Below are 14,615 nucleotides of genomic sequence, written 5' to 3'. Positions count from 1 at the left end.
ACTTCAAGCTGCAGCGGCGTTGGCTGCGCTCGAATTATTCAAGGTACAAATTTTGAAAAAAAACAGGGCGACATAAATGCCGCCCCTTGAGTATACGCTGCTGCTGTTGCAGTCAGACGTTACGCTTTCTTCTTGTCGCGGCTGTGCAGACCACGTTTTTCCAGCCCGCGATAAATCAGCTGCTGCTGGAGGATGGTCACCAGGTTACTGACGATGTAGTACAGCACCAGACCCGCAGGGAACCACAGGAAGAACACGGTAAAGATAACCGGCATGTAGGTCATGATCTTCTGCTGCATCGGATCGGTCACGGTGGTCGGTGACATCTTCTGGATGAAGAACATGGTGATACCCATGATAACCGGCAGAATGTAGTACGGATCCTGCGCGGAAAGGTCATGAATCCACAGAATGAACGGTGCATGACGCAGTTCAATCGAACCTGACAGCATGTAGTACAAGGCCAGGAAGATAGGCATCTGGATAACCAGCGGCAAGCAACCACCCAGCGGGTTCACTTTCTCTGCTTTGTACAGCGCCATCATTTCCTGGCTCTGCTTCTGCTTGTCATCGCCCAGACGCTCACGCATTGCCTGAATCTTCGGCTGCAGCATACGCATCTTCGCCATGGAGGTGTACTGCGCTTTAGTCAGCGGGTACATGATGCCACGAACGATGAAGGTGATAACGATAATCGAGAAGCCCCAGTTACCGATAAAGCTGTGCAGGAACTTCAGCAGCTTAAACAGTGGCTGAGAGATGAACCACAACCAACCGTAATCCACGGTCAGATCCAGGTGAGGCGCGATAGCGGCCATCTTGTCCTGGATTTCTGGCCCCAACCACAGGGTCGCGCCCAGGTCTTGCTGTGCGCCTGCTGCCACGGTCACCGGTGAAGATTTATAACCGATTGCCGCAACGCCGTTACCGAGGTTGCTGGTGTACAGGGTGTTGTTACCCTGAGTACGCGGCACCCAGGCGGTAGCGAAGTACTGCTGCAGCATCGCCACCCAACCATTGCTGGTGGTCGCGTTCAGGTTCTCGTTATCCGCGATGGTATCGAATTTGTATTTTTCGTATTTCGCTTCGCTGGTCGAGTACGCTGCGCCACGGAAGGTGTGCAGGGCAAAGTTGTTGCTGCCGGTATCACGATGCTTCGGCAGATCAATGGTCTGCTTCAGCTGACCAAACATCGACACTTCCAGCGGCTGCTGGGAGGCGTTATTGATGTTGTAGTCAACGTTAACCGCGAAGTCGCCACGCTTGAACACGAAGGTTTTGGTGTAAACCACACCTTTTTCATCGGTCCAGGTCAGTGGTACGCGCAGCTCGGTCTGGCCATCGGCCATCTCGAAGTGATCCTGAGTGGTGGTGAACAGCGGACGAGCGCCATTGTTCGGGTTATCCGGGCCATTACGACCGGTTAAGCCACTTTGCGCCTGATAAACGAAGGCGGGGGTGGTTTCCAGCAACTGGAACGGTGCGTCTGAACCCAGTTTGTCCGGGTAAGTCAGCAGCTGTGCCTGCTCAATATCGCCACCGCGAGTATTGATGCTGAGTGACAGGACATCAGTCTTAACGGTGATCGTTTGGCCCTGACCGCTAGCCGGCACGCCGGAAGAGGCGGCATCACCCGCTGCGCTGCTTGTGTTCTGCGTGGTCTGAGTCTGCTGTGGCTGCGGAGCGTGGTCCGTCTGCCAGGCTTGCCAGATCATAAAAGACACGAACAGAAAAGCGATGAGAAAGAGATTGCGTTGCGAATCCATCGTTAATGTTCTCTGGTATCAAAGGTTTTTGGCGGCACAGGATCGTCACCACCCGGGTTCAAAGGGTGGCATTTTAATACGCGTTTTATCGTCAACCAACTACCTTTTACGACGCCGAAACGGCGTAATGCCTCAATCCCATACTGCGAGCAGGTGGGATGGAACCGACAATGAGGTCCAAGTAGTGGGCTGATGGCGCGTTGATAAACGCGTATCAGGGCGATCAGGAGCCGCGAGCCAGGCGACAGTGACGACGCCATAATTTCTCCAACGCTTCCGTTAACGCACGGTTATCGAGGTCAGCAATCCCCTTTTTCGCCACGATGACAAAATCCATCGCAGGTAGCTCATGTTGGCGCAGACGAAAGCTTTCGCGGGTCAATCGCTTGATCCGGTTGCGTTCATGGGCGCGTTTCACATGCTTTTTGGCGACGGTAAGACCGATGCGGGGATGCCCCAGCGAGTTAAGGCGGCCGAGGATGGTGATTTGCGGCGTACCGGCTCTTTGTGGCTGCTGGAAGACGAAAGTGAAATGAGTGGGAGTTAACAAACGTAACTCCCTGGGAAATGCGAGCTTAACCACGAGGGTTAGCTTTATTACTTAGAAACGGTCAAACGAGCACGGCCTTTAGCACGACGACGTGCCAGAACCTGACGACCATTTTTTGTTGCCATACGAGCACGGAAACCGTGTGAACGGTTGCGCTTCAGTACGGACGGTTGAAAAGTGCGTTTCATGGCGATTTCTACCTAAACTTGAAAATTTTCACTGGGTGACGCGTTTTCGGGCCAGTAAATCGACCTACGCCTCAATGTGTCTTTAATAAAGAGGCGGGATTGTAATAATTGTACAGTCCAGAGTCAATTTACTTCGCAGTTCGCGGCACCTGGAAACCAGATACAGCCCGCTGATTCCGGGCATCAAGGCTTCACGCAATAATGCCGGGTGGGGAATTATACGGGCTATAGGGTAAAGCGCAAGGATCGCGCAGGATCTTCTTGCGATCAATTTGCAGATTTATTGCGCGGAAACGAGAGGCGACCAGAAAAATTGCCTCTTTCAGCAAGATCACCGCTCGCTTTTTCCACAGAAAGCGTAAACTCATTAGCGCTTCACTAGCCTGTGGATAAATTGGATCAAAACTGTGTAGAAAGGGAAGATCTCTGTGCCGCTTTGCGCTATGATCCGCCCTTCCGCTGACGATCCTCACTGCGATCGCCAGGGATGACTACCGCGGATAGCGGTCGCAGGCGCTTTCTGATCGCCTGTGTCAAAAAAGACAGTTTCTATTATTAGCGCCTGAAATTCTTATCGATTTTGTACGAGTGGAGTCCGCCGTGTCACTTACGCTTTGGCAACAGTGTCTTGCCCGTTTGCAGGATGAGCTTCCTGCCACCGAATTCAGCATGTGGATTCGTCCGCTGCAAGCTGAATTAAACGACAATACGCTGACCTTGTATGCACCAAATCGGTTTGTACTCGACTGGGTTCGGGATAAATATCTCAATAGTATTAATGGGCTGCTGAATGAATTCTGCGGTCCGAATGTGCCTTTGCTGCGTTTTGAAGTGGGCACGCGCCCGGCTGCGCAGGTTGCAACCAGCCAGCCAGCCATGGCGGCTTACAGCACCCCTGCTCCTGTTGAAAACCGTCCTGCTCCGGCGCAAATCTTGCGTCCAAGCTGGGACTCAGTGCCCGCCCCGGCGGATGTCACCTACCGCTCAAATGTGAATAACCGCCATAACTTCGATAACTTCGTTGAAGGTAAATCTAACCAACTGGCGCGCGCGGCGGCACGTCAGGTGGCGGATAACCCTGGTGGCGCTTACAACCCGCTCTTCCTTTATGGCGGAACCGGTTTAGGTAAAACTCACCTGTTACATGCAGTGGGAAATGGCATTATTGCGCGCAAGCCGAATGCCAAAGTGGTTTACATGCACTCAGAACGTTTTGTGCAGGACATGGTAAAAGCGCTGCAGAACAACGCCATTGAAGAATTTAAGCGTTATTACCGCTCCGTCGATGCACTGTTGATCGATGACATTCAGTTCTTTGCCAATAAAGAGCGCTCGCAGGAAGAGTTTTTCCATACCTTTAACGCCCTGCTGGAAGGCAATCAGCAGATCATTTTGACCTCGGATCGCTATCCAAAAGAGATCAATGGTGTTGAAGATCGCCTGAAGTCGCGCTTTGGCTGGGGATTAACCGTCGCGATCGAGCCGCCTGAGCTGGAAACGCGTGTGGCGATCCTGATGAAGAAAGCGGATGAAAACGATATCCGCCTGCCGGGAGAAGTCGCCTTCTTTATTGCCAAGCGTCTGCGCTCCAATGTGCGTGAGTTGGAAGGTGCGCTGAACCGCGTCATCGCCAATGCCAACTTTACCGGCCGCGCGATCACCATCGATTTCGTGCGCGAAGCGCTGCGGGATTTGCTGGCGCTGCAGGAAAAGCTGGTCACCATCGATAACATCCAGAAAACGGTGGCCGAATACTACAAGATCAAAGTCGCGGATTTACTGTCGAAGCGCCGTTCGCGCTCGGTGGCACGTCCGCGTCAGATGGCAATGGCAATGGCGAAAGAGTTGACCAACCATAGCCTGCCGGAAATTGGCGATGCGTTTGGTGGCCGCGATCATACCACCGTGCTCCATGCCTGCCGTAAAATTGAGCAGTTGCGTGAAGAGAGCCACGACATCAAAGAAGATTTCTCTAACCTCATTCGAACATTATCTTCCTGACGCATATGAAATTTATTGTAGAACGTGAGCAGTTGCTGAAACCACTGCAACAGGTTAGCGGCCCGCTTGGTGGACGCCCGACCTTACCGATCCTCGGAAATTTACTGTTGCAGGTGAGTGAAGGCGTACTGCGTCTGACCGGCACCGATTTGGAAATGGAGATGGTGGCCCGCGTTGCATTAACGCAGCCCCACGAGCCCGGTGCGACCACCGTGCCCGCGCGTAAATTCCTCGATATCTGTCGCGGTTTGCCAGAGGGGGCGGAAATTAGCCTGACGCTGGAAGGTGACAGAATGCTGGTGCGTTCTGGCCGTAGCCGTTTTTCCTTATCGACGCTGCCCGCCACTGACTTCCCTAATCTGGATGACTGGCAGAGCGAGGTGGAATTCACCTTGCCGCAGGCCACGCTGAAACGTCTGATCGAAGCGACCCAGTTCTCAATGGCGCATCAGGATGTGCGTTACTACCTCAACGGCATGCTGTTTGAGACTGAAGGTGAAGAGTTACGCACCGTCGCTACTGATGGTCACCGTCTGGCAGTCTGCTCCATGCCGATTGGCCAGGCGTTGCCTAACCATTCGGTGATCGTGCCACGTAAAGGCGTGATTGAATTAGTCCGTCTGCTGGATGGCGGCGAGACTCCGCTGCAGGTGCAGATCGGCAGCAGCAACATTCGCGCGCACGTTGGTGACTTCATCTTCACCTCTAAGCTTGTTGATGGACGTTTCCCTGATTATCGCCGCGTATTGCCGAAGAACCCGGATAAAGCGCTGGAGGCCGGTTGCGATCTGCTGAAGCAGGCGTTTGCCCGTGCAGCGATTCTCTCGAATGAGAAGTTCCGCGGTGTTCGTATCTATATCACCGAAAATCAGCTCAAGATCACCGCTAATAACCCAGAACAGGAAGAAGCGGAAGAGATGCTGGATGTGTCGTATAGCGGCACTGAACTGGAGATCGGCTTTAACGTGAGTTACGTGTTAGATGTGCTGAATGCGCTGAAATGCGAAAACGTGCGTTTGCTGCTGACCGATTCGGTTTCGAGTGTGCAAATTGAAGACGTTGCCAGCCCAGCGGCGGCATACGTCGTCATGCCAATGCGCTTGTGATCTTATAGCGGGCTAACTTACTCGCTATTTTGCCCCCGGGCAGTGCTCGTCCCTGGTCACATACTTCAGTATGCTCCCAGGGACTGCGCGCTGGCCGTGAGCAAACGAGCTTCGCCGTTAACGCCCTCGATGGCAGGGTTAGGTGAAAACCACTTCTTAATGCGCAGCTGGATTCGTTCATGGCTTTAACCCGCCTCCTGATTAAAGATTTCCGCAACATCGAGCAGGCCGATCTCACGCTGGCACCAGGCTTTAATTTCCTCGTGGGTGCTAACGGCAGCGGTAAAACCAGCGTGCTGGAGGCTATTTACACCCTCGGACATGGCCGCGCATTTCGCAGTTTGCAGGCTGGCCGCGTCATTCGTCACGATCAGGATGCGTTTGTCCTGCACGGACGAATTGAAGGCAGTGAGCGCGAATTGGCCGTGGGGCTGACCAAAAATCGCGCCGGTGATAGCAAAGTGCGCATCGACGGCAGTGACGGTCATAAAGTGGCGGAGCTGGCGCAATTGCTGCCGATGCAGTTGATCACGCCGGAAGGGTTTACTTTGCTCAACGGCGGCCCCAAATACCGTAGAGCCTATATTGATTGGGGATGCTTTCACTCCGCACCCGGTTTCTTCAATGCCTGGAATAATCTACGGCGTCTGATGAAACAGCGTAACGCCGCGCTGAGACAAGTTTCGCGTTACAGCCAAATTCGCCCGTGGGATCAGGAACTGGTGCCGCTGGCCGAACAGATTAGCCAGTGGCGAGCCGAGTACAGTGCGGCGATCTCGAAAGAGATCATCGCTACCTGCAGTCAATTTTTACCAGAGTTTGAGTTGTCGTTTTCGTTTCAGCGCGGCTGGGATAAAGAGAGCGACTTTGCCGAACTGCTGGAACGTAATTTCGAGCGCGATCGCGCGCTCACCTATACCGCCAGCGGCCCGCACAAAGCGGATTTTCGCATCCGTGCGGAAGGCACGCCGGTGGAAGATTTACTCTCACGCGGTCAATTAAAGCTGCTGATGTGTGCTCTGCGTTTAGCGCAGGGCGAGTATCTGACGCGCAGCAGCGGACGTCGCTGTTTGTACCTGATTGATGACTTTGCCTCGGAGCTGGACGATTCGCGTCGTCGGTTGCTGGCCGAGCGCCTGAAAGCCACGCAGGCTCAGGTATTTGTCAGCGCCATTGGTGTCGAACATGTAATCGACATGAGTGACGAAAAGGGCAAGATGTTCCGCGTGGAACAGGGTAAAATAGCGGTTCAACCTGAAGATTAAATGAGCGAGAAACGTTGATGTCGAATTCTTATGACTCCTCAAGTATCAAAGTCCTTAAAGGGCTTGATGCGGTACGCAAACGCCCGGGTATGTATATCGGTGATACCGATGACGGCACCGGTCTGCATCACATGGTATTCGAGGTCGTGGATAACGCAATCGACGAAGCGCTCGCGGGTCACTGTAGTGACATCGTCGTCACCATCCATGCGGACAATTCTGTGTCTGTTCAGGATGATGGCCGTGGTATTCCGACCGGCATTCACCCGGAAGAGGGTGTGTCTGCGGCAGAAGTGATCATGACCGTGCTGCACGCCGGCGGTAAATTCGACGATAACTCGTATAAAGTGTCCGGTGGTCTGCACGGCGTGGGCGTGTCAGTGGTTAACGCCCTTTCGCAGAAGCTGGAACTGACCATTCGCCGCGAAGGTAAAGTGCATCAGCAGATTTATCAGCACGGTGTGCCGCAGGCACCGCTGGCGGTATCTGGTGATACTGAAACCACCGGTACACGCGTCCGTTTCTGGCCGAGCTACGAAACCTTCACCAATGTAGTGGAGTTCGAGTATGACATTTTGGCGAAACGCCTGCGTGAACTCTCCTTCCTGAACTCGGGTGTTTCAATCCGTCTGGAAGACAAGCGTGACGGCAAGAGTGACCACTTCCACTACGAAGGCGGCATCAAGGCGTTTGTTGAGTACCTCAACAAGAACAAAACCCCGATTCACCCAACCGTGTTCTATTTCTCTAACGAGAAAGACGGTATTGGTGTGGAAGTCGCGCTGCAGTGGAACGATGGTTTCCAGGAAAACATCTACTGCTTCACCAACAACATTCCACAGCGCGATGGCGGTACGCACCTTGCGGGCTTCCGTGCGGCAATGACGCGTACGCTGAACGCTTATATGGACAAAGAAGGCTACAGCAAAAAAGCCAAAGTCAGCGCCACCGGTGATGATGCGCGTGAAGGCCTGATTGCTGTGGTCTCGGTGAAAGTGCCGGATCCAAAGTTCTCCTCACAGACCAAAGACAAACTGGTCTCTTCTGAGGTGAAATCCGCGGTTGAGCAGCAGATGAACGAACTGCTGAGCGAATACCTGCTGGAAAACCCGTCAGACGCGAAAATCGTGGTTGGCAAAATTATCGATGCCGCGCGTGCACGTGAAGCGGCGCGCCGCGCCCGTGAAATGACCCGTCGTAAAGGCGCGCTGGACTTGGCTGGTCTGCCGGGCAAGCTGGCTGATTGCCAGGAACGTGACCCTGCGCTGTCTGAAATTTACCTTGTGGAAGGGGACTCAGCGGGCGGCTCTGCCAAGCAGGGACGTAACCGTAAGAACCAGGCGATCCTGCCGCTGAAAGGTAAAATCCTCAACGTGGAGAAAGCGCGTTTCGACAAGATGCTCTCCTCTCAGGAAGTGGCGACGCTGATCACCGCACTCGGCTGTGGTATTGGTCGCGACGAATACAACCCGGATAAACTGCGTTATCACAGCATCATCATCATGACCGATGCCGACGTCGATGGCTCGCACATCCGTACGCTGCTGTTGACCTTCTTCTATCGTCAGATGCCGGAAATCGTCGAGCGTGGTCATGTTTATATTGCTCAGCCGCCACTGTACAAAGTGAAGAAAGGCAAGCAGGAACAATACATTAAAGATGACGAAGCGATGGATCAGTACCAGATCGCTATCGCACTGGATGGCGCAACACTGCACACCAACGCCAGCGCACCGGCGCTCGGCGGCCAGCCGCTGGAAAATCTGGTGGGTGATTTCAACAGCACCCAGCGCATGATCAAGCGTATGGAACGTCGCTTCCCAACGGCAATGCTGCGTGGCCTGATCTACCATCCAACCCTCAGCGATCTCAGCAATGAAGCCGCAGTTAAAGGCTGGATTGAAGGTTTAGTCGCATACCTGAGCGAGCGCGAAGCGCACGGCAGCAGCTATATGGCGCACGTACGCACCAACAGCGAACTGAACGTGTTCGAACCGGTATTGCGTGTTCGTACGCACGGCGTTGATACCGACTATCCGATGGACAGCGAGTTCATTGATGGACCGGAATACCGTAAAATTTGTGGTCTGGGCGAGCAGCTGCGCGGCCTGATTGAAGAAGATGCGTTTATCGAACGTGGCGATCGCCGTCAGCCAGTGACCAGCTTCGAGCAGGCAATTGAGTGGCTGGTGAAAGAGTCGCGCCGTGGTCTGTCAGTCCAGCGCTATAAAGGTCTGGGCGAGATGAACCCAGAGCAGCTGTGGGAAACTACCATGGATCCAGACAGCCGCCGCATGCTGCGCGTCACCATCAAAGACGCCATCGCGGCTGACCAGCTGTTCACCACGCTGATGGGCGATGCGGTTGAACCGCGCCGAGCCTTCATCGAAGAGAACGCGCTGAAAGCCGCTAACATCGATATCTGATTTGTCACATCAACCCTTCCCTATCGGGAAGGGTTTTTTATTCCCCCTATTTTGTTATCCGCCTGACAATCTTCTTTTTCCTTGAAAAACATCTGCATTCGCTTTTGTTTGCTTCCGTTTTTTCCCGAGTGCTGAGATCCGCATCACTTTCATAAACAGTTGTCTCCCTTACGCTTGCGAGCGAAACGGAGGGAAACGCATGTTTTTGGAAGAACGACGTAGCCAGATTTTGCAATGGCTGGATGAGCACGAGCGGGTCACGGTTAATGGATTGGCAAGCCAGTTAGGCGTGACACGAGAAACCATTCGTACCGATCTCAGTGCACTGGCACAGCAGGGCTTAGTGCAGCGCTGCTATGGTGGAGCGATTGCGTTACGCCGCAATTTGCAGGAAAAGCTCATCAGCGAAAGCGGCAACTTTGAGGTGTTGCTACAACGCCTGCAGTCACGTAAAGGCCAGATAAAGTCATCTGGTAAGCAGGGGAAAGTCTGCATTCTTGGTGCTTTTAACGTCGATATCGTGGCGAAAGTGGCGCAGTTTCCGCAAAGTGGCGAATCACTGATGGCGTTAGGCAGCACGCTGGGGCCTGGCGGTAAAGGCGCCAATCAGGCGATGGCCGCTAGCTGTGCGGGTACGCGCGTCCATTTTGTGGCCAAAGTCGGTACCGATCAATTCAGCCAGTTTGCGTTCGATCATCTCTCCGCTTCCGACATTCACTCCTTTCGTCTCTATCAGACCGATACCGAACCCACGGGCAGCGCCATCATTTATGTCTCGCAAGAAAATGGCGAGAACATGATTGCCATCTATTCGGGTGCCAACAAAACCATTACCGACGAAGAGATTGCTGAACTCACGCATGAATTAACCGATGCGGATGTGATGCTACTGCAGTTGGAAAACAACTTTGAAGCTACCCGCAGTGCCATCCGTCTCGCACACACCATGGGCGTGCGCGTCATTATGAACCCTGCGCCATTTTCCCCTGACGTGGTGAGCTGCCTGCCGATGATTGATGTACTCACGCCGAATGAAACCGAAGCTTCGCGTCTGTCTGGCATTGAAATCCATGATGTCCCCAGCGCACGCGCGGCTGCTCAGGCCATTGTCGCACTGGGCGCGCGGAGGGTGATCATCACCATGGGATCGCGCGGTGCACTGCTGTTTGATAACCAACAATTTCACCATATTCCGGCATTTCCTGCGCTCAGCGTGGATACCACGGGCGCGGGCGATGCCTTCAACGGCGCGTTGGCGGCGGCACTCGCTCAGGGCCAAAGCTTGCTGCAAGCGGCGACCTGGGCCTCTGCTTTTGCTTCGCTCGCTGTTGAACGAGAAGGGGCAAGCAACATGCCCGATCGTCAGCAGGTGCTGACCCGACTTCAACAACGATAAACCAGATAACTAATCACAGCGGCCTTTCGCTGGCAGGAGAGATGATGAAAAAGATTGAAGGCATTGTACCGGTCATGCTGACCCCGTTTACCCCAGATAACCAGATTGATTATCCCGGCCTGGAAAAGCTAATTAGCTGGTACTTAAAAGAGGGCGTGGATGCGCTATTCGCGGTGTGCCAGTCGAGTGAGATGCAGTATCTCAGCCTTGAGGAGCGAGTAGAACTGGCTCGCTTTGTGGTACAGAAAGTAGAAGGCCGTGTGCCCGTTATCGCCTCAGGCCATATCAGTGATGATCTGGCAGAGCAAACTAAAGAGCTGCAGGCTATGGCCAATACCGGGATTGATGCTTTGGTCCTGGTGACCAACCACCTCGATCCTCAAAATCAGGGCAGCGAAGCATTCTATACCCATCTCAATCATCTGTTGGAATCGTTACCCGCAGACATGCCATTGGGGCTTTATGAGTGCCCGGCGCCATATCGTCGACTGTTGAGTGATGAAGAGTTCAGTTTCTGCGCCAATAGTGGCCGTTTTGTGGTGCTGAAAGATGTGAGCTGCGATCTGCCAACTGTTGAGCGCCGCGTCAAACTGGCTCAGGGCACGCCACTGGCCATTATCAATGCGAATGCCGCGATTGCCTGGCCGGCGATGCAAGCGGGATCCAAAGGTTTCAGCGGTGTGTTCACCAACTTCCACCCGGGCTTATATCACTGGCTTTATCACCATGGCGCACAGCAGCCGGAAAAAGCCCATGAACTGTCGCTGTTCCTGTCGCTGAGCGCTGTGACTGAAACGCTCGGCTATCCAAAAAACGCCAAGATTTATCACCAGCGACTGGGCACGTTTGCCAGTGAGCACTGCCGGGTGAACAAAGACAACGTGCTGGAAAAATTCTGGGGATTGAGCGTGCTGCTCGATCAAATCCGTGATGGCAGTGCGTTGTGGCAGCCACGTGTAGCCAAATAACACCTCTCAGGGAGGATGCTTATCCTCCCGCTGTACCTGAACCCTCTAACGATAACGACACGGGAAGACATCATGATTGTATGCGATCGACTGGACTGGACGCGCGAGCGCCACGCTTTTCATCCCATAGTTGACCAGGCTATTCGCTGGATTGCGGATACCGATTTCAGCCAGCTGGAAGCAGGGAAATACGATTTACTGCCCAACAACCAGATGTTCTGTCTGGTGCAGGAAATGGAGACCGAGCCGGCGAGTGCGCGCCGTGCGGAGTCGCACTTTAACTATGTTGATATTCAATATTTACTGGAAGGACGTGAAAATATCGGCGTGGCGCGTGCGCATCCGCAGCATGTCATTACTGAAGATTTGCGCAATGAACGAGATGTGGTGTTTTATCAGGACACCATCAATGAATCGATGATTACCTTAACGCCTGGCCAATTCGCGCTGTTTTTCCCGCACGATGTGCATCGCCCATGCTGTGCCGCGCCCGAAGTACAGCGCATTCGCAAAGCAGTGATTAAAATCCATCTCGACCTGTTTACTGCACCGCAGGAGGCGTCATGAAACCTTCTGCGCATACCTTATCTGATGCGACCATTACCCAGCCGACAACCATAGGTAAACTGCGCTGGGGCATCGTCCTCCTTCTGTTGTTGGCAGCGGTGGTTAACTATCTTGATCGCGCCAACCTGAGCATTGCCAACACCACCATTGCCGCTGAATTTGGTTTCTCTCAAACGGAAATGGGCTTGTTACTTTCCGCGTTCCTCTGGCCTTATGCGCTGGCGAATTTACCCGCTGGCTGGCTGGTGGATAAGTTTGGCCCGAAGAAAATGTTTTCATGGGCGCTTGGCTTATGGTCCACGTTTACTGTGCTGGCGGCGTTTGTGAACAGCTACAGCTTCTTCTATGGCTTACGCATGATGTTAGGGATCGCCGAATCGCCGTTTTTCACTTCGGGCATTAAGATCACCCATCGCTGGTTTGGTGATAACGAGCGAGGCTTACCCACGGCGATCATCAATACCGGTTCGCAAATCGCAAATGCGATTGCCCCTCCGATTCTGACCGTACTGTTGCTGACATTCGGCTGGCGCGGCATGTTTGTCGCCATTGGCTTAATGGGGATCCCATTACTGCTGGCGTGGTGGAAGTTTTATCGTGATCCAGAAGCGCGTGAAGATGCTTTGCTGCATGCCGGGCAGCGCAGTGTCGCTGCACCAGAAGAGAAGGCACAAGCCAGTTGGGGCGCACTGTTCCGCCATAGCACCACCTGGTTTATGGTGATCGGCAACTTCTCCATCATGTTCACTATTTGGGTCTATCTCACCTGGCTGCCCGGCTATCTGGAAAAATCCCTGGGTTTCAGTCTCAAAGCCACTGGTTGGATCGCCTCGATTCCATTCTTCGCCGGCATTTTAGGCGTGCTGGTGGGCGGTATGCTGTCCGATCGATTAGTGCGTCGCGGTGTGCGGGCAATCACCGCGCGTAAAGTTCCGATTGTGACTGGCGCAGCATTGGCCGCCTGCTTCGTGGCACCGATCCCCTTCGTGGATAGTACGCCACTGGCAATTGGCCTGCTGGCCATGGGCTACTTCTGTTCGCAGATGCCACAAGGGGCACTTTGGACGCTTGCCAGTGATATTGCACCAAAATCTCAGGTGGCTTCCCTTGGTGCGATTCAGAACTTTGGTGGCTTCCTCGGCGCAGCAATGGCACCCATTGTCACGGGCATCATCCTGGATACTACCGGCAAATTTACCAACGTGTTCTTGCTGGGAGCGGGCTTGCTAATGCTGGGTGCGCTGAGCTATGGCTTGTTTGTCCGCAAGCCGCTGACCGCAAAATAGCCTGAAGTGCCGTCCGTTGCCGATTAACTGGTCAATGTGAGCTGAATCGCGCTAGCATTAAACAAACTCTGACTTAACCGAGGATGTTATGGCGATAAAATTGATTGCGATCGATATGGACGGCACGCTGCTCAACCCGCAGCACGAAGTGACGGCGGCAGTGAAATCGGCGATTGGTCGTGCGCGTGATAAAGGCGTTTCCATTGTGCTGGCGACTGGTCGTCCGTTGGTCGGCATTGAGCGCTACCTGATGGAACTCGATATGCAGCAGCCCGGCCAGTATTGCATCAGTAACAACGGTGCGCTGGTGCACAGCGCGGATAGCGGCGATGTGGTGGCAGAAAAAACGCTGAGCTTTGATGACTATCTTTATCTGGAACAGCTGGCGCGCGACCTCGGCGTGCATTTCCAGGCATTCGACAAATCTTTCCTCTACACGCCAAATAAAGACATCAGCGAATATACCATCCATGAAGCCAGCCTGACCGGCATTCCGGTTCGCTACCGCGCGGTAGAAGAGATGGACCCGGCCACTCGCTTCCCGAAACTGATGATGATCGACAAGCCACATTTGCTGGATAAAGCGATTGCTGGCCTGCCTGCGCGTGCCCGTGACAGCTACACCATCCTGAAAAGTGCGCCGTACTACCTCGAAATTCTCAATCCACTGGTCAACAAAGGCTACGGCGTGAAAATGCTGGCGGACAAACTCGGCCTGCAGCAGTCGGAAGTGATGGCGATTGGCGATCAGGAAAACGACCTGGCGATGATTGAGTACGCGGGAACCGGCGTGGCGATGGGTAATGCCATTGATTCAGTCAAAAACATTGCGCAGTTCGTGACCAAAACCAATATGGAAGATGGCGTCGCGCATGCCATTGAAGAGCTGGTGCTGTAATCCTTTCTTTTGCGGGCAGCGTGCTGCTGTCCGCCTCTCTGAATTCATTCTGCAAATGTCCATCGGTCGCCATCAATGCCGACACGACGAATGATCGTTACGGTTTCCGTGAAGCAGCTATTCATACTTCATAAATGATGAACCCGCGAACGATCAGTCTCGTTTCCACCCGGTGCGCATTGCTTCACCATGAATGAT

The 14,615-nt window shown here is 53.7% G+C and carries 14 protein-coding genes; 9 read left to right on the top strand and 5 right to left on the bottom strand.

Translation table 11 applies throughout. The features are described from left to right. Positions 1–119: 119 nt before the first annotated feature. The 5 genes from yidC to JK231_RS14520 all read right to left on the bottom strand — a co-directional run bounded on the left by yidC (position 120) and on the right by JK231_RS14520 (position 2,872). Complete coding sequence (gene yidC / locus JK231_RS14540) at positions 120–1,766, bottom strand: membrane protein insertase YidC (protein ID WP_038643953.1); 1,647 nt, start codon at positions 1,764–1,766, stop codon at positions 120–122. A gap of 2 nt (positions 1,767–1,768) precedes the next feature. Next, positions 1,769–2,026, bottom strand: coding sequence for a membrane protein insertion efficiency factor YidD (gene yidD / locus JK231_RS14535; RefSeq protein ID WP_007893564.1), 258 nt, complete (start codon positions 2,024–2,026; stop codon positions 1,769–1,771). Continuing rightward, on the bottom strand, positions 1,990–2,349 hold the full coding sequence (rnpA, locus tag JK231_RS14530; protein ID WP_034830013.1) for a ribonuclease P protein component: 360 nt from the start codon (positions 2,347–2,349) through the stop codon (positions 1,990–1,992). The genes yidD and rnpA overlap by 37 nt, the downstream gene beginning before the upstream one ends. A gap of 14 nt (positions 2,350–2,363) precedes the next feature. Then, complete coding sequence (rpmH, locus tag JK231_RS14525; RefSeq protein ID WP_000831330.1) at positions 2,364–2,504, bottom strand: 50S ribosomal protein L34; 141 nt, start codon at positions 2,502–2,504, stop codon at positions 2,364–2,366. Between the two features lie 191 nt (positions 2,505–2,695). Further along, positions 2,696–2,872, bottom strand: a complete 177-nt coding sequence (locus JK231_RS14520; RefSeq protein WP_166933364.1) for a hypothetical protein — start codon at positions 2,870–2,872, stop codon at positions 2,696–2,698. A 232-nt stretch (positions 2,873–3,104) separates the two neighbouring features. Between JK231_RS14520 and dnaA the strand changes: the two genes are divergently transcribed. From dnaA to yidA, 9 genes are all read left to right on the top strand, one after another. Then, on the top strand, positions 3,105–4,505 hold the full coding sequence (dnaA, locus tag JK231_RS14515) for a chromosomal replication initiator protein DnaA (RefSeq protein WP_097118427.1): 1,401 nt from the start codon (positions 3,105–3,107) through the stop codon (positions 4,503–4,505). Positions 4,506–4,510: 5 nt separating this feature from the next. Beyond that, the gene (gene dnaN, locus JK231_RS14510; RefSeq protein ID WP_034830010.1) at positions 4,511–5,611 is read left to right on the top strand and encodes a DNA polymerase III subunit beta; all 1,101 of its coding nucleotides are present in this window, start codon (positions 4,511–4,513) and stop codon (positions 5,609–5,611) included. A gap of 179 nt (positions 5,612–5,790) precedes the next feature. Continuing rightward, positions 5,791–6,876, top strand: coding sequence for a DNA replication/repair protein RecF (gene recF / locus JK231_RS14505; protein ID WP_034830004.1), 1,086 nt, complete (start codon positions 5,791–5,793; stop codon positions 6,874–6,876). A gap of 17 nt (positions 6,877–6,893) precedes the next feature. Continuing rightward, complete coding sequence (gyrB, locus tag JK231_RS14500; RefSeq protein ID WP_034830003.1) at positions 6,894–9,302, top strand: DNA topoisomerase (ATP-hydrolyzing) subunit B; 2,409 nt, start codon at positions 6,894–6,896, stop codon at positions 9,300–9,302. 199 nt (positions 9,303–9,501) lie between these two features. Further along, positions 9,502–10,698 (top strand): PfkB family carbohydrate kinase, encoded by a 1,197-nt coding sequence (locus JK231_RS14495; RefSeq protein WP_182056766.1) that lies wholly within the window; start codon positions 9,502–9,504, stop codon positions 10,696–10,698. A gap of 44 nt (positions 10,699–10,742) precedes the next feature. Beyond that, a complete protein-coding gene (locus tag JK231_RS14490; protein WP_211728895.1) occupies positions 10,743–11,666 on the top strand; it encodes a dihydrodipicolinate synthase family protein in 924 nt (307 codons plus the stop codon). 72 nt (positions 11,667–11,738) lie between these two features. After that, on the top strand, positions 11,739–12,233 hold the full coding sequence (locus JK231_RS14485; RefSeq protein WP_058961706.1) for a YhcH/YjgK/YiaL family protein: 495 nt from the start codon (positions 11,739–11,741) through the stop codon (positions 12,231–12,233). Continuing rightward, positions 12,230–13,519: an MFS transporter gene (locus JK231_RS14480; RefSeq protein WP_058961707.1), complete on the top strand. Its 1,290-nt coding sequence runs from the start codon at positions 12,230–12,232 to the stop codon at positions 13,517–13,519. Before JK231_RS14485 ends, JK231_RS14480 begins: the two co-directional genes overlap by 4 nt. 88 nt (positions 13,520–13,607) lie before the next feature. Next, complete coding sequence (gene yidA, locus JK231_RS14475; protein ID WP_034830000.1) at positions 13,608–14,417, top strand: sugar-phosphatase; 810 nt, start codon at positions 13,608–13,610, stop codon at positions 14,415–14,417. Positions 14,418–14,615: the final 198 nt, after the last annotated feature.

It is taken from the genome of Pantoea sp. JGM49, assembly GCF_018257655.1.
GTDB classification, from domain to species: domain Bacteria; phylum Pseudomonadota; class Gammaproteobacteria; order Enterobacterales; family Enterobacteriaceae; genus Pantoea; species Pantoea communis.
Note: the sequence above shows the minus strand (reverse complement) of the source record. Positions and strands in the feature narration are given on the sequence as shown.